This window comes from Nonomuraea sp. NPDC002799 (genome assembly GCF_053592075.1).
Map to the genome: position 1 here is coordinate 95242 of NZ_JBSFVA010000012.1, position 19513 is coordinate 114754.

The 19513-nt window shown below is 70.4% G+C and carries 19 protein-coding genes and 3 tRNA genes; 14 read left to right on the forward strand and 8 right to left on the reverse strand.

Annotation, left to right across the window (positions count from 1 at the left end):
• Positions 1 to 603 precede the first annotated feature (603 nt).
• Positions 604 to 909, forward strand: a complete 306-nt coding sequence (mihF, locus tag ACWD0F_RS22825) for an integration host factor, actinobacterial type (RefSeq protein ID WP_449878493.1) — start codon at positions 604 to 606, stop codon at positions 907 to 909.
• A gap of 146 nt (positions 910 to 1055) precedes the next feature.
• Here mihF and ACWD0F_RS22830 read toward each other — a convergent pair whose 3' ends face one another.
• Both ACWD0F_RS22830 and ACWD0F_RS22835 read right to left on the reverse strand, forming a co-directional pair.
• On the reverse strand, positions 1056 to 1703 hold the full coding sequence (locus ACWD0F_RS22830) for a response regulator (RefSeq protein ID WP_449878495.1): 648 nt from the start codon (positions 1701 to 1703) through the stop codon (positions 1056 to 1058).
• Positions 1694 to 2941 carry a sensor histidine kinase gene (locus tag ACWD0F_RS22835; protein WP_449878497.1) on the reverse strand — a complete coding sequence of 416 codons (1248 nt, stop codon included), beginning with the start codon at positions 2939 to 2941 and terminating at the stop codon, positions 1694 to 1696. Before ACWD0F_RS22835 ends, ACWD0F_RS22830 begins: the two co-directional genes overlap by 10 nt.
• A gap of 183 nt (positions 2942 to 3124) precedes the next feature.
• Between ACWD0F_RS22835 and ACWD0F_RS22840 the strand changes: the two genes are divergently transcribed.
• From ACWD0F_RS22840 to ACWD0F_RS22870, 7 genes are all read left to right on the forward strand, one after another.
• Positions 3125 to 4429: an acyltransferase family protein gene (locus tag ACWD0F_RS22840; RefSeq protein WP_449878499.1), complete on the forward strand. Its 1305-nt coding sequence runs from the start codon at positions 3125 to 3127 to the stop codon at positions 4427 to 4429.
• 33 nt (positions 4430 to 4462) lie between these two features.
• Positions 4463 to 4960, forward strand: a complete 498-nt coding sequence (locus tag ACWD0F_RS22845; protein ID WP_449878501.1) for an N-acetyltransferase family protein — start codon at positions 4463 to 4465, stop codon at positions 4958 to 4960.
• Positions 4961 to 5009: 49 nt separating this feature from the next.
• On the forward strand, positions 5010 to 7517 hold the full coding sequence (locus tag ACWD0F_RS22850; RefSeq protein WP_449878762.1) for a DEAD/DEAH box helicase: 2508 nt from the start codon (positions 5010 to 5012) through the stop codon (positions 7515 to 7517).
• 443 nt (positions 7518 to 7960) lie between these two features.
• The gene (locus ACWD0F_RS22855; protein WP_449878503.1) at positions 7961 to 8302 is read left to right on the forward strand and encodes a hypothetical protein; all 342 of its coding nucleotides are present in this window, start codon (positions 7961 to 7963) and stop codon (positions 8300 to 8302) included.
• Between the two features lie 6 nt (positions 8303 to 8308).
• Complete coding sequence (locus ACWD0F_RS22860) at positions 8309 to 8614, forward strand: hypothetical protein (protein WP_449878505.1); 306 nt, start codon at positions 8309 to 8311, stop codon at positions 8612 to 8614.
• On the forward strand, positions 8598 to 9671 hold the full coding sequence (locus ACWD0F_RS22865; RefSeq protein WP_449878507.1) for a hypothetical protein: 1074 nt from the start codon (positions 8598 to 8600) through the stop codon (positions 9669 to 9671). The genes ACWD0F_RS22860 and ACWD0F_RS22865 overlap by 17 nt, the downstream gene beginning before the upstream one ends.
• 115 nt (positions 9672 to 9786) lie before the next feature.
• A complete protein-coding gene (locus tag ACWD0F_RS22870) occupies positions 9787 to 10293 on the forward strand; it encodes a DUF2087 domain-containing protein (RefSeq protein ID WP_449878509.1) in 507 nt (168 codons plus the stop codon).
• On the opposite strand, the gene ACWD0F_RS22875 is transcribed toward ACWD0F_RS22870, so the two are convergent.
• Positions 10260 to 10433: a hypothetical protein gene (locus ACWD0F_RS22875; protein WP_449878510.1), complete on the reverse strand. Its 174-nt coding sequence runs from the start codon at positions 10431 to 10433 to the stop codon at positions 10260 to 10262. The two genes, ACWD0F_RS22870 and ACWD0F_RS22875, sit on opposite strands and share 34 nt — an antisense overlap.
• 41 nt (positions 10434 to 10474) lie before the next feature.
• On the opposite strand from ACWD0F_RS22875, the gene ACWD0F_RS22880 reads away from it, so the two are divergent.
• Positions 10475 to 11254, forward strand: a complete 780-nt coding sequence (locus tag ACWD0F_RS22880) for a phytanoyl-CoA dioxygenase family protein (protein ID WP_449878512.1) — start codon at positions 10475 to 10477, stop codon at positions 11252 to 11254.
• A 41-nt stretch (positions 11255 to 11295) separates the two neighbouring features.
• On the opposite strand, the gene dusB is transcribed toward ACWD0F_RS22880, so the two are convergent.
• Positions 11296 to 12405: a tRNA dihydrouridine synthase DusB gene (gene dusB / locus ACWD0F_RS22885; RefSeq protein ID WP_449878514.1), complete on the reverse strand. Its 1110-nt coding sequence runs from the start codon at positions 12403 to 12405 to the stop codon at positions 11296 to 11298.
• An 82-nt stretch (positions 12406 to 12487) separates the two neighbouring features.
• Here dusB and ACWD0F_RS22890 point away from each other — a divergent pair, with 82 nt between their 5' ends.
• The 4 genes from ACWD0F_RS22890 (at position 12488) to ACWD0F_RS22905 (ending at position 13420) form a co-directional block, all read left to right on the forward strand.
• Positions 12488 to 13123 carry an ACT domain-containing protein gene (locus tag ACWD0F_RS22890; protein WP_449878516.1) on the forward strand — a complete coding sequence of 212 codons (636 nt, stop codon included), beginning with the start codon at positions 12488 to 12490 and terminating at the stop codon, positions 13121 to 13123.
• Positions 13124 to 13184: 61 nt separating this feature from the next.
• A tRNA-Gly gene (locus tag ACWD0F_RS22895) sits at positions 13185 to 13256 on the forward strand.
• 14 nt (positions 13257 to 13270) lie between these two features.
• Positions 13271 to 13344, forward strand: a tRNA-Cys gene (locus ACWD0F_RS22900).
• 1 nt (position 13345) lies between these two features.
• A tRNA-Val gene (locus tag ACWD0F_RS22905) sits at positions 13346 to 13420 on the forward strand.
• Between the two features lie 61 nt (positions 13421 to 13481).
• Here the strand turns inward: ACWD0F_RS22905 and ACWD0F_RS22910 are convergent.
• Genes ACWD0F_RS22910 through ACWD0F_RS22920 form a run of 3 tightly spaced genes read right to left on the reverse strand, consistent with a single transcriptional unit; the run spans position 13482 to position 16563 of the window.
• Positions 13482 to 14315: a carbohydrate ABC transporter permease gene (locus ACWD0F_RS22910; RefSeq protein WP_449878517.1), complete on the reverse strand. Its 834-nt coding sequence runs from the start codon at positions 14313 to 14315 to the stop codon at positions 13482 to 13484.
• Positions 14312 to 15235, reverse strand: coding sequence for a carbohydrate ABC transporter permease (locus tag ACWD0F_RS22915; RefSeq protein ID WP_449878519.1), 924 nt, complete (start codon positions 15233 to 15235; stop codon positions 14312 to 14314). Before ACWD0F_RS22915 ends, ACWD0F_RS22910 begins: the two co-directional genes overlap by 4 nt.
• On the reverse strand, positions 15232 to 16563 hold the full coding sequence (locus ACWD0F_RS22920; RefSeq protein ID WP_449878521.1) for an extracellular solute-binding protein: 1332 nt from the start codon (positions 16561 to 16563) through the stop codon (positions 15232 to 15234). The genes ACWD0F_RS22915 and ACWD0F_RS22920 overlap by 4 nt, the downstream gene beginning before the upstream one ends.
• Positions 16564 to 16887: 324 nt before the next feature.
• On the opposite strand from ACWD0F_RS22920, the gene arfA reads away from it, so the two are divergent.
• Entirely contained in the window at positions 16888 to 18378 is a 1491-nt protein-coding gene (gene arfA, locus ACWD0F_RS22925; RefSeq protein WP_449878523.1) for an arabinosylfuranosidase ArfA, read from the forward strand.
• On the opposite strand, the gene ACWD0F_RS22930 is transcribed toward arfA, so the two are convergent.
• The gene (locus tag ACWD0F_RS22930) at positions 18365 to 19429 is read right to left on the reverse strand and encodes a LacI family DNA-binding transcriptional regulator (protein WP_449878524.1); all 1065 of its coding nucleotides are present in this window, start codon (positions 19427 to 19429) and stop codon (positions 18365 to 18367) included. The two genes, arfA and ACWD0F_RS22930, sit on opposite strands and share 14 nt — an antisense overlap.
• Positions 19430 to 19513 lie beyond the last annotated feature (84 nt).

Sequence of the window (19513 nt, forward strand, 5' to 3'; positions counted from 1 at the left end):
TCCCGCTTGCCCACGCGATCTTGCGAGGCCCGTCCGGGGCACGATCCGCATGGAAGGCTCCCATGCGCGAAACAATCACGAGCCGAGGGGCGTACGCGTGCGTCTCGAACTCGCCCCTCCGCAGGACGGAAGCGGCCGTGAAGCAGGCGCTCCGCGAGGGTGCGGCGATCTCGGCCGCGGTCGCCGGCGAGGGCGGCCATCCGCTGTCTTTCCAGCGTAGGAAGGGTGCGGAGATCGCGGGGCCGGTGCTAGCGCCGGGCCGGGCGTACCCCTCGGCGGCCCTGCGCGGACCACCGCGGAGCCGGTCGCGGCGACCGCTCCAGGAGGGGAGCCGGCCGGCCTGGCCGATGGCCGTTTCACCTGACTGGGAGGCGGCATCCCCCGGTGGGCGGACCACGGTGAGGGAGAGCCCGTGGCCGGCGGCGCAGGCGTCAGCGGAGGCACGCCCACACGGGACGTGGCGTGCGCGCAAGCGGCCGAGTCGGTGCGGCGGACACGTTGAGCGGGCACTTTCCGCAACACGAACCGCTGGTATCCGCCATGATTAGCCACTGCACCACGGGTAACAGAATCCCGAACGCAACTCCCCGAGGAGAGAACGAAATGGCACTTCCCATTCTCACCCCCGAGCAGCGCCAGGCGGCTCTGGCCAAGGCCGCCGAGGCCCGCGCCGCCCGCACGGCTCTGCTGGCGAAGGTCAAGGCAGGCGAGCTGACGTTCGCCCAGCTCCTGGAGCGTGACGACGACATCGCCAAGAAGATCAAGGTGTCCCAGGCGCTCCGCGCCGTCAAGGGCGTCGGTCCGGCCAAGGCCACCGCGCTGATGGAGGAGGCCGGCGTCGACGAGAAGCGCCGCCTCGGCGGCCTGGGCGCCCAGCAGCGCAAGAAGCTGGTCGACGCGCTCGCTTAAACCCGAGCGGCCAGGTCCGCGCGCAGCGTCGCGCGGACCGGCCAGCGACCCCCTCGGCAGGCCAGGAGGGGCCGGAGAGCGGAAGCCGCCCCCGCTCCACCCGGCGGGCCCGCACCGGGGTCACGCGCAGAAGTCACGCGCAGGGGTCAGGAACGCAGGTAGGTCAGCACGGCGAGCACCCGGCGATGCTGGTCGCTGTCCTCCGCGTAGAGGCCGAGCTTGTTGAAGATGCTCCTGATGTGCTTCTCCACGGCCCCGTCGCTGATCACGAGCTGCCGCCCGATGGCCGGATTGGACTTCCCCTCGGCCATCAGCCCGAGCACCTCGCGCTCCCTCGGCGTCAGCAGGGCCAGCGGGTCGTCCCTACGCCTGCGCACCATCAACTGCGACACCACCTGCGGATCGAACACGGTGCCGCCGGCGGCCACCCGCCGCAGGCCCTCCAGGAACTCGTCAACGTCCACCACCCGGTCCTTCAGCAGGTAGCCGACCGCGCCACGGGCGTCGGCCAGCAGGTCGTCGGCGTAGGAGACCTCGACGTACTGCGACAGGATGAGCACGGGCGCGCCCGGTACCCGGCGCCGCGCCTCGACCGCGGCCCGCAGCCCCTCGTCGGTGAAGGACGGCGGCATCCGCACGTCGACCACCGACACGTCCGGCTTGTGCTCGGCGACCGCCTCGACGAGCGCGTCGCCGTCGCCGACGGTCGCCACCACCTCGCAGCCGAACTCCTCCAGCAACCTGACCAGGCCCTCCCTGATCAGTACAGCGTCATCGGCCACGACTACCCGCACGGAACCTCCGCCACGATCAATGTCGGCCCGCCGTCCGGCGACTGCACGGCCAGCTCCCCGTCTACGGCGCGGAGCCGATCGGCCAGGCCGGCGAGACCGTGTCCTTTGGCGACGTGTGCGCCGCCGACCCCATCATCCCCGATCGTCAGCATGAGGACGTCTCCGAGACGGATGAGCTGAATGGTGCAGAGCTCCGCGCGGCTGTGCTTGGCCACGTTCGTGAGGGTCTCGGCGCAGACGAAGTAGATCGCGTTCTCCACGGCGGCCTGGTAGCGATCGACGGTCTGCACGTCGAGGTCGACGGGGACGGTGCAGCGCCCGGCCAGGGCGGCGAGAGCGGGCGCGAGGCCGCGGTCGGACAGGATGGGCGGGGCGATGCCGCGCGAGAGCGCACGCAGCTCGTCGAGCGTCTCACGGGTGGCCGTGATCGCCTCCTTGATCGTGACCTGGGCCGCCTCGGGGTCCTTGGCGAGCTGACGCTGCGCCCTGGACAGCTCCATGGCCAGCGAGACCAGGCGCTGCTGCGGCCCGTCGTGGATGTCGCGCTCCAGCTTGCGCAGCGCGTTGGCCTCGGCGGACACGGCGGCGGCCCGGCCCTGGGCCAGGTCGTCGATGCGCTCCTGCAGCTCGGCGACGCCGGTCAGCAGCGCCCGGCCGAGCCCGGCCCTGATCAGCGCGGCGCCGCGCACCGCGAACGGCATGATCACGGCGAAGACCAGGCCGAGGCAGACGTAGAAGACCGAGGTGACGAGGTAGCCGTCGCCGAATCCCAGCAGCTCGGGCAGCTCGACGTTGCCGGGGATGCGGGAGGTGATGATGCCGTACAGCGGCCAGGTCAGCGCCGCGAGCGGGATCGCCCAGAAGACGACGGTGAGCACGAACGCGATGATCGCGAACGGCAGGTTCAGGATGCCGTGCAGCAGGTCGAGCCAGGACTGGCCGCTGGCCAGCGGGTTCACCAGGCGGCGGAAGCGGCCGGCGCCCTGCGGCGCGGGCTTGTAGCGGGGGCGCACCGGCGGCCGGGAGAGCACGTCGGACAGCCAGCCGCGCTCCGCGTCGGCGAACCCGCGCGCCACCAGCACCGTGCCGGCCAGCAGGGGCACACCGATCCACACCACGGCGGTGCCCACGCCCGCGGCGAAGCCGGCGATCATGAGCACGAAGCCGATGATGGTCGTGGGGAAGCCGACAAGTGTGTAGCGGGTGTCAAGGAGGACCCGCCTCATCCGGGAGCGCATGGCATTCACGGTAGGGCTTCGGCTGCCGCCCGACGAGCAGGTGCACCGGTGTGCGGGGGTAGGGCCAGCCCTACCAGGGCCGGTGGTGGGATCACCCGGCCAAGACGGCGGCTCGCGTCAATGTGCCCGCGGGAGCCGGGCGGAAGTCTTGAGGCAGTCGCTCCCCCGTGAAACGAGGCTCCCATGACCGTCCTGCTGGACCGCCCCACCGCCGCGGGTGTGGCTCCGCGCCGCCCGGCGGCGCGGGACCCGCTCCCGCGGCCCCTGGCCGGTGCGCGCCCGGCGGCGCGGGACCCGTTCATCGACCTGCTCCGGGTGCTCGGTATGGCGCTCATCGTGTTCCAGCACTGGACGATCCCGGTGATCTCCTATGACGGAGTCCGGCTGAGCACGGGCAACGCCCTCGCGACGCCCGGCGTGTGGGTGGTGACGTGGCTCAGCCAGGTCATGCCGCTGGTCTTCTTCGCGGGCGGCGCGGCGAACGCGATCAGCTTCGGCAGGTCGGTCACGAGCCCGCAGCGGTGGCAGGCGACGCGGCTGCGGCGGCTGGCCTGGCCGCTGCTGCCGCTGGCCGCGGTGTGGATCCCGCTCCCCCATGTGCTGCTCACGCTGGGCGTGCCGGCCCAGCCGCTGGAGGTGGGCGCGAAGCTGACCGGGCAGTTGTTGTGGTTCCTCGCCGTGTACCTGATCGCCGTCACGGCCACTCCGTACGCGCTGCGCCTGCACGAGAGGTACGGCCTGCGGGTCCCCGCGGCGCTGGCCGCCGGGGCGGTGCTGACGGACGTGCTGCGCTTCTCGGCGGGCTTCGAGGCGATCGGCTATCTGAACATCGTGTTCGTGTGGCTGGCGGTGCACCAGCTCGGCTTCTTCTACGCCGAGGGCCGGCTGCGGCGGCCCGCGCTGCTGGCGGCCGCCGGGTTCGGGGCGGCGGTGCTGCTGGTGCTGTTCGGGCCCTATCCGGGCAGCATGATCGGCCTGCCGGGCGCCGAGATGTCGAACATGGCCCCGCCCACGCTGGCCATGCTCGCCGTCGGAGCCGGGCAGATCGGGCTGGCCACGCTGCTGCGGCCGGCGCTGCTGCGGCTGCCGACGAGGCGGCTGCTGGCCTGGGCCGGGCCGCGGATCATGACCGTGTACCTGTGGCACATGCCGGCGCTGTTCGCGGTGACCGGGGTGGTGGTGCTCGTGCTGGGGATCGACACGCCGGTGCCGGGGAGCGCGTTCTGGCTCGCCGGGTGGCCGCTCTGGTTCGGGCTGCTCTGCCTGGTCATGTGGCCGCTGGTGAAGGGGTTCGCCAGGTTCGAGACGCCGCCCGCGCTGCCGTACGGGCAGGCCGGCCCGGGGAACACGCTGGTGGCGACCGCGCTGGTGGGGGGCGGGGTGCTGACGCTGACCGCGGGCGGGTTCGCGCCCGGCGGCTGGCCGGTCATGGCGGTGCTGGCGCTGCTCGGCGGCCTGCTGATGACGGGGCCCCGCGCCCGGGTGTGAGCCGTGCTCGGCCGCCCGGGAGAATGAGGTCCCATGACGAAGATCCGCGCCCTCGCCGAAGCCGACCTGCCCGCCGTCGGCGGCATCTACGCCCACTACGTGACCGGCAGCGTGGCCACGTTCGACGAGACGCCGCTCGGGCCGGCGCAGTGGCGGGCGAAGGCGGAGGGCGTCGCGGCGGCCGGGCTGCCGTTCCTGGTGGCCGAGGTGGACGGCGAGGTGGCCGCGTACGCCTACGCCTCCCAGTACCGGCCGAAGCCCGCCTACCGGCACACCGTGGAGGACAGCATCTACGTGGCCCCCGGGTTCACGGGCCGGGGGCTCGGGCGGTCGCTGCTCGCGGAGCTGATCGGCCGGGTGCGCGAGACGCCCGCCCGCACGATCGTGGCGGTGATCGCCGACTCGGGCGACCCGTCGTCGACGCGGTTGCACACGACGTTCGGGTTCGCGGAGGCAGGGCGGCTGAAGGCCGTCGGCTTCAAGCACGGGCGCTGGATCGACACCGTGCTGCTCCAGCTTGACCTGCGATGACGGGGTTCGCGGCCGTCATGGGTTCGACCATGCGGCAAACTTCGGCAGGATAGAGAGCGTGAGCCTTCTCATTGACCGCCTGCCCGAAGAGATCGACGCCGATCCGGACGCCATTTTCGACGCGTTCGTCACCTGGAACGCCGAGCGGGGGCTCACCCTCTATCCAGCCCAGGAGGAGGCGCTCATCGAGGTCCTGTCCGGCAGCAACCTGATCCTGGCCACCCCGACGGGCTCCGGCAAGTCGCTGGTGGCCGCCGGCGCCCACTTCGCCGCGCTGACCAGGGACGTGCGCACGTTCTACTCCGCGCCGATCAAGGCGCTGGTGTCGGAGAAGTTCTTCGACCTGTGCGCCATCTTCGGCACCGAGAACGTCGGGATGATGACCGGCGACGCGAGCGTCAACCCGGGCGCCCCGATCATCTGCTGCACGGCCGAGATCCTGGCCAACGTGGCGCTGCGCGACGGCGCGGCGGCCGACATCGGCCAGGTGGTCATGGACGAGTTCCACTTCTACGCCGAGCCCGACCGCGGCTGGGCCTGGCAGGTGCCGCTGCTGGAGCTGCCCGGCGTGCAGTTCATCCTGATGTCGGCCACGCTCGGCGACGTCTCGATGTTCGAGAGCGACCTGACCCGGCGCACCGGACGGCCGACGTCCGTGGTCAAGCACGCCGAGCGGCCGGTGCCGCTGATCTACTCCTACCGGATGACACCGCTGCACGAGACGCTGGAGGAGATGCTCTCCACCGGGCAGGCGCCGGTCTACGTCGTGCACTTCACGCAGGCCGCCGCGATGGAGCGGGCCCAGGCCCTGATGTCGATCAACATGGCGACGAAGGCCGAGAAAGAGGCCATCTCCGCCTTGATCGGCGGTTTCCGCTTCACGACCCGGTTCGGGCGGGCGCTGTCCCGGCTCGTCAAGCACGGCATCGGCGTGCACCACGCCGGGATGTTGCCGAAATACCGCCGCCTGGTCGAGCGGCTGGCCCAGGCCGGCCTGCTGAAGGTCATCTGCGGCACCGACACCCTGGGCGTCGGCGTCAACGTGCCGATCAGGACGGTGCTGTTCACGGCGCTGTCCAAGTACGACGGCAACAAGGTGCGCCGGCTGCGCGCCCGCGAGTTCCACCAGATCGCCGGCCGGGCGGGCCGCGCGGGCTTCGACACCATCGGCTATGTCGCCTGCCAGGCCCCCGAGCACGACGTCGAGAACGCCAAGGCGCTGGCCAAGATCGGCGATGATCCCAAGCGGCGGCGCGGCTACGCGCGCAAGAAGGCGCCGGAGGGCTTCGTCGGCTGGAGCGAGGAGACCTTCGAAAAGCTCCAGACGGCCGAGCCCGAGCCGCTCAACTCGCGGTTCAAGGTCAGCAACGCCATGCTGCTCGCGGTCATCAACCGGCCGGGCGACTGCTTCCAGGCGATGAAGCACCTGCTGACCGACAACCACGAGGACCGCAAGTGGCAGCGGCGGCACATCAGCCAGGCCATCGCGATCTACCGGTCGCTGCTGGCCGGGGGCGTGGTGGAGCAGTTCGCCGAGCCGGACGAGCAGGGGCGGCGGGCCCGGCTGACGATCGACCTGCAGGAGGACTTCGCGCTCAACCAGGCGCTGTCGACGTTCGCGCTGGCCGCGTTCGAGCTGCTCGACCGCGAGTCGCCGTCCTACGCGCTCGACATGGTCTCGATCGTGGAGTCCATCCTCGACGATCCGCGCCAGATCCTGTCGGCCCAGCTGAAGAAGGCCAAGGGCGAGGCCGTCGCGCAGATGAAGGCCGACGGCATGGAATACGAAGAGCGCATGGAGCAGCTCGCCGAGGTCATGTACCCGATGCCGCTGGAGGACCTGCTGCTCGGCGCGTACGAGACCTACCGGCGGGGGCACCCGTGGGTGGGCGACTACACGGTGAGCCCGAAGTCCGTGGTGCGCGACATGTTCGAGCGGGCCATGACGTTCGGCGACTACATCCAGTTCTACGAGCTGGCCCGGTCCGAGGGCACGGTGCTGCGCTACCTGGCCGACGCCTACCGGACGTTGTCGCGCACGGTGCCCGAGCACCTCAAGACCGAGGACCTGGTCGACCTGATCGAATGGCTGGGCGAGCTGGTCCGCCAGGTCGACTCCTCGCTGATCGACGAGTGGGAGAAGCTGACCAACCCGGCCGAGGCGCTGGAGCAGCACCAGCAGCTGGAGACCAAGGTCCGGCCGGTCACGGCCAACACGCGGGCCTTCCGCGTGCTGGTGCGCAACGCGATGTTCCGGCTGGTCGAGCTCTGCGCCATCGAGAAGGAGGCCGAGCTGGCCGAGCTCGCTCCGGACGTCGACTGGGGCGCGGCGCTGGACGCGTACTACGACGAGCACGAGGAGATCTTCACCGACGCCGACGCGCGCGGGCCCGCGTTGTTGCGGATCGAGGAGGAGAGCGGGTTGTGGAAGGTCCGGCAGACGATCAAGGATCCGGCCGGTGACGGCGACTGGGGCATCGACGCCCAGGTGGATCTGGCCGGGTCCGACGAGGAGGGCCGCGCGGTGCTCCACGTGACCGGCCTCAACCGGCTCTGAGATCAGCGCTGAGATCGGCGCTGGAATGCGAACGCCGCCGGGGTCGCGCCCGAACGGGCGCCGTGAATGACAAGCGGTGTGCCGGAACGGACTGGCAAGGGCGCCCCGGCACACGCTTGTCGATTCAGTGTCGATCGGAAAACGTCGAGGTGGTGTCATGACAATGTCCCAAGATCGGGACATTCCTTGCACCCAGCAGTCGGCGGCAGCCTGCACCTGATCAGAGAACGCCCGCGAACGGGTCCGCGTGGGACGAGGCCGCGCTCAAGGCACCCGCGGCGCCGCCCCTGGTGTCATCGCGGTGCCGCCGCGCGGACAAGACGGTTGACACCGATGCGGACGTGTTCGCCGTCCCCGGAAACAGAAGCGGCGATTCCTGGCGTGTCGGTGTACATTGCTGATCTTATGTGGCAGTTGTCACCGCCTGGACTGGAGTAATGCCCATGGCCCCGCCATACAAGGACGACTCGCCCACCGGCTCGGGAGAGGCCGCCGGAGGTCTGGTCCGTGCCGTGGTGGGCGAGGACGGCCTGCTGGCCGAATTACGGCTGAACGCCCGCGCGATGCGCTTCAGCTCCAAGGACCTGGCCGAGCACGTTCTCGCTGCGGTACGGGCGGCGCAACAGGACCGGCTGAGCCGCGCCGAGCCGCCCGCCGAGGAGGAGAGCCTGGACGAGGAGGAGCTCATCCGCCGACTGGACGACCTAGAACTCCAGGCGGCCCGTGACTTCGCCCAGTTGACGGCAAGTCTGGACGAAGCGCTGCGCCGTATCGAGGAACGGTGATATTTCGTGACCAATGAGAAGATCGTGTGGGATGAGAGCGGGCGCCAGGCATCCTCCCGGGCGTTCCACACGCTGGCGGACGAGCAGTCGGGCCTCCAGGGTACGCGCGCGCAGTTGCACGGCACCGCCCCGCTGCCCTATCCCGAGTTCTCCCGCCCCTACCAGGACTTCCTGCAGGCGCTGTCCGGCGGCTCGGAGGCGTTGCTGGCCGACTCGGACGGCGTGGGTGACGGACAAGCGCTGATGAACGCCCATAACAGGCAGGCCGAGACCGCTAACGAGGTGATCACGGACCATGACCGCTGGGCTTGAGGCAGTCGGCTTCGGCGCGCTGGGCGTGCCGCAGCCGGCGCACACCGGTGAGATGGAACGCCACGCCGCCGTGCTGGAGTCGGTGGCGACCTCTCAGGGGGCGATCAGCGCGGACGGCGCCCGCGCGTACCGGCTCGGCGGGGCGAACGCGGGCGCGGCCAGTGACGCGCTGGCCCAGCACGTGCAGGGCAAGGACGGCGTCCTGCCGCGCGCCGCCGCTCATGCCCAGCACGTCTCGGTGGCGGCGGGTGTCGCGCAGGTGGCGGTGACCACGATCAAGTGGGCGGGCGGCGTGCTGACCGGCCTGGCCGGGCTGGCGGGAGCCGCCGCGCTCGCCACCCCGCAGGGCCGGGCGTTCCTGCTGGCGCGGCTGCGGCCGTTCGCCCAGCGGGTGCAGCAGTGGATCCGTACCGCCATGCACGCGGTCGGCCGGATCTTCACCCGCCTGGCCGACCTGGTACGCGGGGAGCCGGCCAAGGCCCGCGTCGCCAAGACACTGGAGGCCCAGCAACAGCGGATCACGGCGCAGGGGCGCGTGCTGGCCGACAGCCAACCCGCCATCCGCGCCGAGGCCCTGCACACCAGGATCAAAGCCAGCCAGGCTTACCGCAGCCTGCAGCGAGCCGAGTTGGACCTCCGCAGGACACAGAGATTTCTGGGGGACGCCAAGCGCTCCGTCAGCGCACAGACGGACAAGGCTTTTCGCGACGGCCGGATCACCGCCGCCACTCGCGACCGGCTCACAACGGATAACACGGTCTTCGGCGCCCGTTCTGCGTTTGTGCCGACCCGGGAAGGCTTGGCTCGGCAGACCGCCCGCATCGAACAGGTCGAGCGGCAGCTCCACGGGCAGGTCTCGCATCATCTGAAAGCGGCGGATGGGCACCTCGCCGAAGGGCGGTATGCGGCCAGGGACCTGGACCGGCTTCCGCGACAACTGCAGGAGGCGCAGGACGAGCTGGACGTGCTGAGGGTCCGCCATGCTCAGTTCACCGACATGGCCGCGACCGCCCGGCAGGATCTCGCGGACCTCAAGCAGATCTTGTACGCGAAATGACCGATCGGAGCGGGTGGCAGGGGAAGCGACGTCCCCGTGCCACCCGCCGCTTCTGGGCCGCCGTCGGCCATGGTCGTCCGGGACGACGACCGCCGCTGCTGATCGGTGCGACAAAATGGTACGGGTGAACGACGAAGCCATCCGGCGTGTCCTCGGGCTGCTCTCCCAGGACGACACCTTAAGAGCCTTCGCCCGCCTCGTCCTCGCCGAGGCCGCTGACGAGCTCTCCCCCAAGACCCTCGACCGGCTGGCCAGCGGCGGGCTGGCGGCGCGCGGCGCGGACGGCACCTGGCGGGCCACGCCCGAGCGGTTCAGGGAACTGCTGCGCGCGCAGGCCGAGCCGGCCGGGGCGCTGAGCGCCGAAGAGCGGGTGCTGCGGACGTTCCTGGTGGACGGGCGGCTCACGACCATGGGGATGAAGCGCGACAAGCGCCTCGTGCTGCTGCGCCACATCGTGACGGTCTTCGAGCCCGGCGTGCGCTATCCGGAGAAGGACGTCAATGTGGCGCTGCGGGCCTTCCACGACGACTACGCGGCCCTGCGGCGCTATCTGGTGGACGAAGAGCTGCTGTCTCGCGAGGACAACGTCTACTGGCGCAGCGGCGGCCACGTGGAGGTCTGACCCCCCGACCCCGCCTCGGTCCAGAGCAGCAGCCGGCTCGGCGAGCCGTTCGCCCGGCGGGTGGCGTAGCCGGGCGGCTTGTCGGAGTGGCCCACGATCATCAGCTCGGCAGCAGGAACGGACAGGTTCTCAGCGGTCACCGGCATACCGTCGCACGACCGTGCTGTCTAGCGTGGATGGCATGAGGCTCAACGACTTCCACGACCAGGGGTACGTGCTGGTGCCCGGGCTGCTCACGCCGGACGAGGTGGCCGAACTACGCGACGAGTTCATGGCCCTGCACGCCGGGGGCCCGATTCCCGGGCACTTCGCGCCCCAGCCCCAGGACCCCGGCCGGCCGTACGACATCCTGCGCGACTATCCGCGCATCATGCACCCGCATCAGGTGAACGACGTGGCCCTGCGGTATCTGCTCGACCCGCGCGTCGCCGCCATCCTCCGGAGCCTGCTGGGCGAGGAGCCGATAGCAGCCCAGAGCATGTTCTACTTCAAGCCGCCGGGCGCCAGGGGGCAGGCGCTGCACCAGGACAACTTCTATCTCAGGGTCGAGCCGGGCACCTGCGTCGCGGCCTGGGTGGCGCTCGACCGTGTGGACCGGGCGAACGGCGGCCTGGAAGTCGTGCCGGGGACGCACCTGATGGACCTGTTCTGCCCGGAGGAGGCCGACCAAGACGTCTCCTTCACCAGGGAGTACGTGCCGCCGCCGCCGGGGCTGGCGCGGGCGCCGGTCGACATGGACCCCGGCGACGTGCTGTTCTTCAACGGCAGCCTGGTGCACGGCTCGGAGCCGAACACCACGGCCGACCGCTTCCGCCGCAGCTTCATCTGCCACTACACCGGCCGCTCGGCGGAGCGGATCGCCGCGTACTACCCGACGGTGACGATGTCCGGCGAGCCCGTCCAGCTTGAGACGGCCGTCGGCGGCGGCCCCTGCGGCACGGAGGCCACCGGCCCGCACTGACAGTCGCCGACCGGGCCCCGCGTCCCGCCGGATATATCGGCCTAGCCACCCGATATGTCGGATTCGGCCTCTTCGGGCACCACGGAGTCCCACGGGTCGTCCAGCCACCCGTCCGGGAGAAGCACCTTGGACCGCTCGCCGGACTTCCCCCGGGGCGTGTCGGTGTTGAGCGGCCACGGCTGATCGTGCTCCAGCTTGGCCAGCCCCTGGCGCAGCCCGTCGAGGGATTCGGCCGTGGCCAGCTCCCGCCGCAGCTCGCTCCCGACCGTGAACCCCTTCAGATACCACCCGACATGCTTGCGGAAGTCGGCCACCGCGTAGCGCTCGATGTCGAAGCACTCGGTCAGCCCCTCGGCGTGCGCGGCCATCATCGCGGCCACCTCGCCGAGCGTCGGCCGGACCCGCTCGGAGCCGCCGTTGAACGCGTTCTCCAGGTCCTTGAACAACCACGGCCGCCCCAGGCACCCCCGCCCCACGACCACACCGTCGCAGCCGGTGCGCGCCATCATGCGGAGCGCGTCGTCGGCGGACCAGATGTCGCCGTTGCCGAGCACGGGGACCTCGGGCACGGTCTCCTTCAGCCTGGCGATGGCCTCCCAGTCGGCGACCCCGCCGTAGTGCTGCTTGGCCGTGCGGGCGTGCAGCGCGATGGCGGCGACGCCCTCCTCGGCGGCGATCCGCCCGGCGTCCAGATAGGTCAGGTGATCGTCGTCGATGCCCTTGCGCATCTTCATCGTCACGGGCAGCGGGCCCGCGTTGGCCACCGCCTCGCGCAGGATCCGCCGCAGCAGATTCCGCTTGTACGGCAGCGCGGACCCGCCACCGCGCCTGGTCACCTTGGGCACCGGGCAGCCGAAGTTGAGATCGACGTGGTCGGCCAGGTCCTCCTCGGCGATCATCTTGACCGCCCGGCCCACGATGCCGGGGTCCACGCCGTAAAGCTGGATGCTCCTGGGCCGCTCCGACTCCGCGAACCTGATCATGCGCAGCGTCTTGGGATTACGCTCGACCAGCGCGCGCGTCGTGATCATTTCGCACACGAACAGCCCGGCGCCCTGCTCCCTGCAGAGCACCCGGAACGGCGCGTTCGTGATGCCCGCCATCGGCGCCAGCACCACGGGTGGCCACACCCCAATCGGCCCAATCTTCACCCTGTCAGTTGTAGCGCAGGTCAGGCCGTAACCGGTATTCGCCGATAGGCTGATCACCGGCACCTTCATGAGGGGGGATGGAGTGCTTCTTCGAGTACGCCTGGCGTTGCCCGACCGGCCGGGCTCTCTGGCGCAGGTCACCAAGGTCCTGGGCGCGGCGGGGGCCGACATCACGCAGGTGATCGTCCTCGATCGCGGGGCGGGCCAGGCCGTCGACGACATCACCGTCTTCTGCCCGGACAGCACGCCCAAGGAGGCCCTGGTCAAGAGCCTGCAGAGCGTCGAGGACGTGACGGTCGTGAGCATCTGGACCACCCGCGAGGCACCGGGCACCTACCCGGAGCTCGAAGTCCTGAAATACATCACCACGGCCGGTGACCGGGCCCTGACGACGCTCATCGACTCGCTCCCGGTCCTGTTCAGCGCCGACTGGGCCGCCACGGCCGCCGAGCAAGGCGTCGTCTACGCGAGCTGGCGCGCCCCGCAGGATCTGTCCCTCCCGTCCGAGACGCCGTCGCGCCCGACCGCCATGACCCTCGACGGCGACCTGCACGTCATCTACGCCCCGCTCCCGCCCCTGGCCCTCACCCTGCTCCTGGCCCGCTCGGAGGGCCCGGCCTTCCACCGCATCGAGGTCCACCGCCTCACCAGGATCCTGGAGATCTTCCTCAGCCTGCCCGCCACCGAGCGCAGCGTGGCCCGGCAGCTCCGCAAGTAGGGCCCATGCGGGACGGTCACCATCCGGTCCGAAAAGACGCTAGAGTTGTCCAAGCAGCAACGCGGAAGTGGCTCAGTGGTAGAGCATCACCTTGCCAAGGTGAGGGTCGCGGGTTCGAATCCCGTCTTCCGCTCGGAGATCTGGCTCGGTGGCGTGGCCGAGAGGCGAGGCAGCGGCCTGCAAAGCCGTCCACACGGGTTCAAATCCCGTCGCCACCTCCAAGGACGATTAGCTCAGCGGGAGAGCACTTCCCTGACACGGAAGGGGTCACTGGTTCAATCCCAGTATCGTCCACCATCCAAGCCCCGGACTCATGATGAGTCTGGGGCTTTTTGGCGTCAGGATCGAAACAACAGGGTCACTGGCCGGCCAGGCCGGTGTGGGCGACGCCCCGGACGATCTGCCGCTGGAACATCACGAACACCACCAGCAGCGGCAGCCCGGCGAGCACGACCGAGGCCATGATCTGCGCGTACCGCAGCCCGAACGTCCCCTGCACCACGTTCGCCAGGCCCACCGGCAACGTCATCGTGTTCGGGTCGGTGGACACCAGGAACGGCCAGAGGAAGTTGTTCCAGGTGCTGATGAAGGTGAAGATCGAGACGGCCGCGAGCACGGGCCGCGACAGGGGCAGCACGATGGTGAAGAAGACCCGCCAGCGCCCCGCCCCGTCCACGAACGCGGCCTGCTCCAGCTCCGGCGGCACGTCCTGGAAGAACTTGAACAGGATGTAGACGATCAGCGGCGCGGCCACCTGCGGCAGGATGATCGCCCACCAGGTGTCGACCAGCCCGAAGGAGACCATCTCCGCGAACAGCGGCGCCATCAGCACCTGCGGCGGCACCATGATCCCGGCCAGGATCAGCCCCAGCAGCACCCGCTGCCCCCTGAACCGCGTGCGCGCGAACCCGTAGGCGGCCATCGCCGAGAACAGCACGGTCAGGAACGTCACCAGCACGGCGGTGACCGTCGAGTTGATCGCCCACTTCACGATCCCGCCGGTTTCGAGGACGAGCGCGTAGGAGTCGAAGGTGATCTCGCTGCCGATCCACCGCAGCGGGGTGATCGTGGTCTCGTTCTCGGGCTTGAGCGAGGTGGCCACGGCCCAGGCGATGGGAGCCAGCCAGACGGCCGCCAGCACCAGCGCGGCCAGCAGCAGGACGAGCTGGCTGAAGCTGAACCGCTTGGTCATGACGCGACCTCCGCACGCTTGCGGAACAGCCGGAGCTGCCCCAGGGAGACGATGACGATCAGAACGAAGAGGATGTAGGAGACGGCCGAGGCGTAGCCGATGCGGTAGCCGGTGAAACCGAGGTCGTAGGCGTACTCGATGATCGGCCTGGTGGCGTCCTGGGGTCCGCCGCTGGTCATCAGGTAGATCTGGTCGAAGACCTTCAGCGAGGCCACGAGCTGGAGCACCACGATGAGGACGGTGGTGCGGCCGAGCATCGGCAGCGTGATGGAGCGGAGCTTGTTCCAGGCCGAGGCGCCGTCGATCGCGGCGGCCTCGTACAGGTGTTGCGGGATCGACTGGAGCGCGGCCAGGTAGAGCAGGAAGTTGAAGCCGACCGTCCACCAGACCGTGGTCAGCACCATCGACCACATGGCGACGGACGGGTCGCCGAGCCAGAGGATGTCGGTGCCGAGCGTGCCGTTGAGCAGGCCGTACTCGGGCGGGTAGATCATCTGCAGCCACAGGAGCGAGACCACGGCCGAGGGCAGCAGGAACGGCCCGAAGAACGACAACCGCCACAACCACTGCACGAACCGCAGGTGGTGCACCAGCAGGGCGAACACCAGGCCGAGCAGCACCAGCGGGATCGTGCTCAGCACGGTGAAGACGACCGTGTTCCACAACGAGTGCCACATACGGGGGTCGCCGAACGCCTCGGCGTAGTTGGCGAAGCCGACGAGGTGGTCGTTGCCGCCGGCGATGTTCACGCTGGACAGGCTCATCCGGAAGCCGAGCAGCGTCGGCCAGACCAGGAAGAGCACGTAGACCAGGAGGAACGGCGCCACGAACAGCAGCCCGTGCTGCGTCCAGTTGCGCCGGACCTTGACCGTGGCGACGGGGGCGGCGGCCGGGCGGGCCGCGACGGTGGTCGTCATCATCGCTCCTCGTCGGGGAAGGGGTTCGGGGCGGACATCAGGCGGCTGAGCGCGGCCTTGGCGGCGGACAGGCCCTCCTCCGGCGTCTTCTCGCCCCCGATGACCGGCGAGAACGCCTGGCCGAACTCGATCCAGAGCCGTGAGGCCGAGCCGGCGTACCAGACCTGGGGATCGAGGGCGACCTCGGTGATGACCGAGCGGTATTCCGACTGCGGCTGCAGAGCCAGGTAGTCCGGCTCCTCCAGTGCGGGCAGGTAGGCGGGCACGTGCCCGGCGACCGCCCAGTCGGCGCTGTTCTTGACCAGGTAGGCGATGAACCGGTACGTGGCCCGCTCCACCTCCGGGTCGCGGTCGCGCTGGTGCGGCAGGACGAACGCGTGGCAGTCGGCCTGCGCGGACCAGCCGCCGAAGACGCTCGGGAAGCGGGTCATGCTGAACGGCGTCTTGCGTTCCTTGAGGCCGGTGGTCTCCCAGTCGCCGTTCCACAGGAAGGCCGCCTGGCCGTTGGTGAAAGCGGCGACGGAGGCGCCGTAGTCCGAACGGGTGTCGCACAACCCTTCCTGCCCGAGCCGGCGCATGAAGCGCAGCGCCTCCAGCGCCTTGGCGTCGTCGATCGTGATCTTGCCGCCGTCGTCCGACAGCAGGGTGCCGCCGCTCTGCGGGTAGAGCGACCACCACACCCGCCACGGGCCGACCGTGCCGAGGCCGAGCGCGTCGAAGGCCAGCGGCGGCTTGCCGCCCATGATGGCCTTGGCCTTGACCAGCGCGGCCACCAGTTCGTCCACGCCCTTGGTGGGCAGCAGCTTGCCGTCGGGGCCGAGCAGCCCGGCCTTCCCGCAGATGTCGGTGTTGTAGTACTGCACCATGGGGTGGGCGTCGAACGGGATCGCGTAGAGCACACCGTCGAGGTGGGCCCGCTCCCAGATCGGCGGGCTGAAATCGGCGGCCCGCAGGCCGGCCTCCTCCAGCAGCTTGACGTCGATGGGGTCAAGGATCTTGCCCGCGCCGATCCCGGCCAGCCGGGCCAGGTGGAAGGTGGCCAGGTCGGGCGAGCGCCCGCCGGCGCCGGCCATCGCCACCTTGGTGTAGTAGGGCTCGCCCCAGGCGAGCACGTTCTCCTCGACGAAGACGCCGGGATTGGCCTCGGCGAACGCCTTGACCATCTTGTTCATGATGATCCCGTCGCTCGCGCCGAGGAAGTGCCAGTACTGGACGCGGGTCTGGGCGGAGCCGAACCCCACGGGGATCGCGCAGCCCGTGGCGGCGGTGCCGACGAGGGCGAGGCCGCCCCCGAGGAGATGCCGGCGGGAGATGTCGGGGGGAGTTCGCACGACGTGCACGGTGGCCTCTTCCTACCGAACTATCGCTTGGCCATGTTCTCGCTAACATCAGAAGGTTCAGGGCAGCCGTGAACAGAGCCTCTCGCCACGTGCGCGGAGGCGGTGGAGCGAGCCGCCCGGATCGCGGGCGCCCGCTGCTGTAACCCCGCTGTCTCATTGGGGTTACCCGAGTGTTAGCGGTAACACAGAGCCTGTCAAGGCCCACGCCGCAACCGCTTGCAGCGATCCGGGGCTGGCCGGGAGCCTCTTGACCCGATGCTTGTTATCGCTAACAATCTGGTGCACGTAACGCCCCCGAAACCAGGAGCCATCTCCGTGCATCAGGCCAGACTCACCCTCGATCCGGCGTTCAAGGTCGCACCCGTCAGTCGGCGCACCTTCGGCACCTTCGTCGAACACCTGGGGCGCTGCGTCTACACCGGCATCTACGAGCCGGGCCACCCGTCGGCCGACGCTGATGGGTTCCGCCGCGACGTGCTCGACCTGACCAGGGAGCTGGGGATCTCCACGGTCCGCTACCCGGGCGGCAACTTCGTCTCCGGCTACCGCTGGGAGGACGGCGTCGGCCCGGTCGCCGAGCGCCCGCGCCGGCTCGACCTGGCCTGGCACAGCACCGAGACGAACGAGGTGGGCGTCGACGAGTTCGTCCGCTGGTGCCGCAAGGCCGGCGTCGAGCCGATGATGGCGCTCAACCTCGGCACCCGGGGCATCGAGGCGGCCCTGGATCTGCTGGAGTACTGCAACCACCCCTCCGGCACCGCCCTGTCCGACCGGCGCGCCGCGGGCGGCGCGAAGGAGCCGCACGACATCAGGATGTGGTGCCTGGGCAACGAGATGGACGGCCCCTGGCAGACCGGGCACAAGACCGCCACCGAGTACGGCCGGCTGGCCGCCGAGACCGCCCGCGCCATGCGCACGATGGACCCGTCCCTGGAGCTGGTCGCCTGCGGCAGCTCGGGCTCCAGCATGCCCACCTTCGGAGCGTGGGAGGCGACGGTGCTGGAGGAGACGTACGACGTGGTGGACTACATCTCCTGCCACGCCTACTACGAGGAGAAGGACGGCGACCTGGGCAGCTTCCTGGCCAGCTCGACCGACATGGAGTACTTCATCAAGTCGGTCGTCTCCACCGCCGACGGCGTCGGGGCCCGGCTGAAGTCCCGCAAGAAGATCAACATCTCCTTCGACGAGTGGAACATCTGGTACATGTCGCGTTTCCGCCCGGCCCGCGACCCGCACGAGTGGCCGATCGCGCCGCCGCTGCTGGAGGACCATTACCACCTGGCGGACGCGGTGGCGTTCGGCGGCCTGCTGATCACGCTGCTGCGCAACAGCGACCGGGTGACCGCCGCGTCGCTGGCCCAGCTCGTCAACGTCATCGCGCCGATCATGACGGAGCCCGGCGGGCGGGCGTGGCGGCAGAGCACGTTCCATCCGTTCGCGCAGGCCTCCAGGCTCGCGGCCGGGGACGTGCTGCGCGTGGAGCCGGTCTCGCCCTCGTACGAGACGGCGCAGTACGGCGAGGTGCCGCTGCTGGACGCGGTGGCCACGCACGGGGAGACGGGCACGACGGTGTTCGCCGTCAACCGCTCGGCCGACACCCCGCTGTCGCTGGAGATCGACACCCGGGCCCTGGGCGGCGCGCGGATCGTCGAGGCCACCACGCTGACGGACGCCGACGTCTACGCGCGCAACTCGGCGGACGACCCGGACCGGATCGCGCCCAGGCCCAACACGCACGTCGACCACGACCCGGCGCGCGTCCTGCTGCCCCCGGTCTCCTGGAACGTGATCAGGCTGGGCTGAGGGGGGCCGGGGCGGCGGCGGTGTTGTCCCCGCTGACTGGTGAGGGGGCCGCGCCGGTGCTCTCCCTGACGACGAGCTCGGGCTCCACCAGCCGCCGTGCGTGCGGCTCGGCGCCCGCCATCCGGTCCAGGAGCAGGCGGAAGGCCAGCCGGCCGACCTCACCGAAGTCCTGGCGCACGGTGGTCAGCGGCGGCCAGAAGTAGGCCGACTCGGGGATGTCGTCGAACCCGGCCACGCTCACGTCCTCGGGCACCCGCCGCCCGGCCTCGCGCAGCGCCCGCAACACGCCGAGCGCCATCTGGTCGTTGCCCACGAACACGGCGGTGACCTCGGGATCGGCCGCCACCCGGCGGCCGAGCTCGTAGCCGGAGCGCGAGCTCCAGTCGCCGCGCAGCACCTCGGGCACCGGCCGGCCGGCCGCCTCCAGCACGCCGCGCCAGCCGATGATGCGGTCGTTGGCGTCGAGCCAGTCGGCGGGGCCCGCCACGTGATGGACGGTCAGGTGGCCGAGGCTGAGCAGGTGCCTGGTCGCCCGGGCGGCACCGGCCCGCTGGTCCACCTTGGCCACGGGCACGGGGATGCCGTCACCGGCGTCGACCGCGACGACCGGCATCTCGGGCGGCAGGTGGCGCAGCCCGTCGGCGGCGGACTCGTGCGGCGCCACGATGATCACACCGGCCACCGCCTGGGCGCGCAGCCGCCGGACGCCTTCCTCCAGCGACCTGCGGTTGAGCGAGCTGAGGCTGGCGATGCTGACGTTGAAGCCCGCGTGCCTGGCGGCCTGCTCGATCCAGTAGAGCGTGGTGGCCGGGCCGTAGAGCGTGGTGTCGATGCTGACCACGCCGAGCACCCCGGAGCGGCCGGTGACCAACTGGCGGGCCGCCTGGTTGGGGCGGTAGTCCAGCTCCCGCACGGCGGCCAGCACCCGGGCCCGGGTCTCCGCGCGCACCATGTCGGGCGCGTTGAGCACGCGCGAGACCGTCATGGCCGACACCCCGGCGAGCACGGCGACGTCCATGAGAACCGCAGGTCTGTCACTCTTGGATTTCACCCCGGTTCACCCCCTTGGCGGTAACGCTAACAGGCCAAGGGGATGAACGCGCGGATCGGTTTCGGCGGCTGAAGTGCCGTCTCC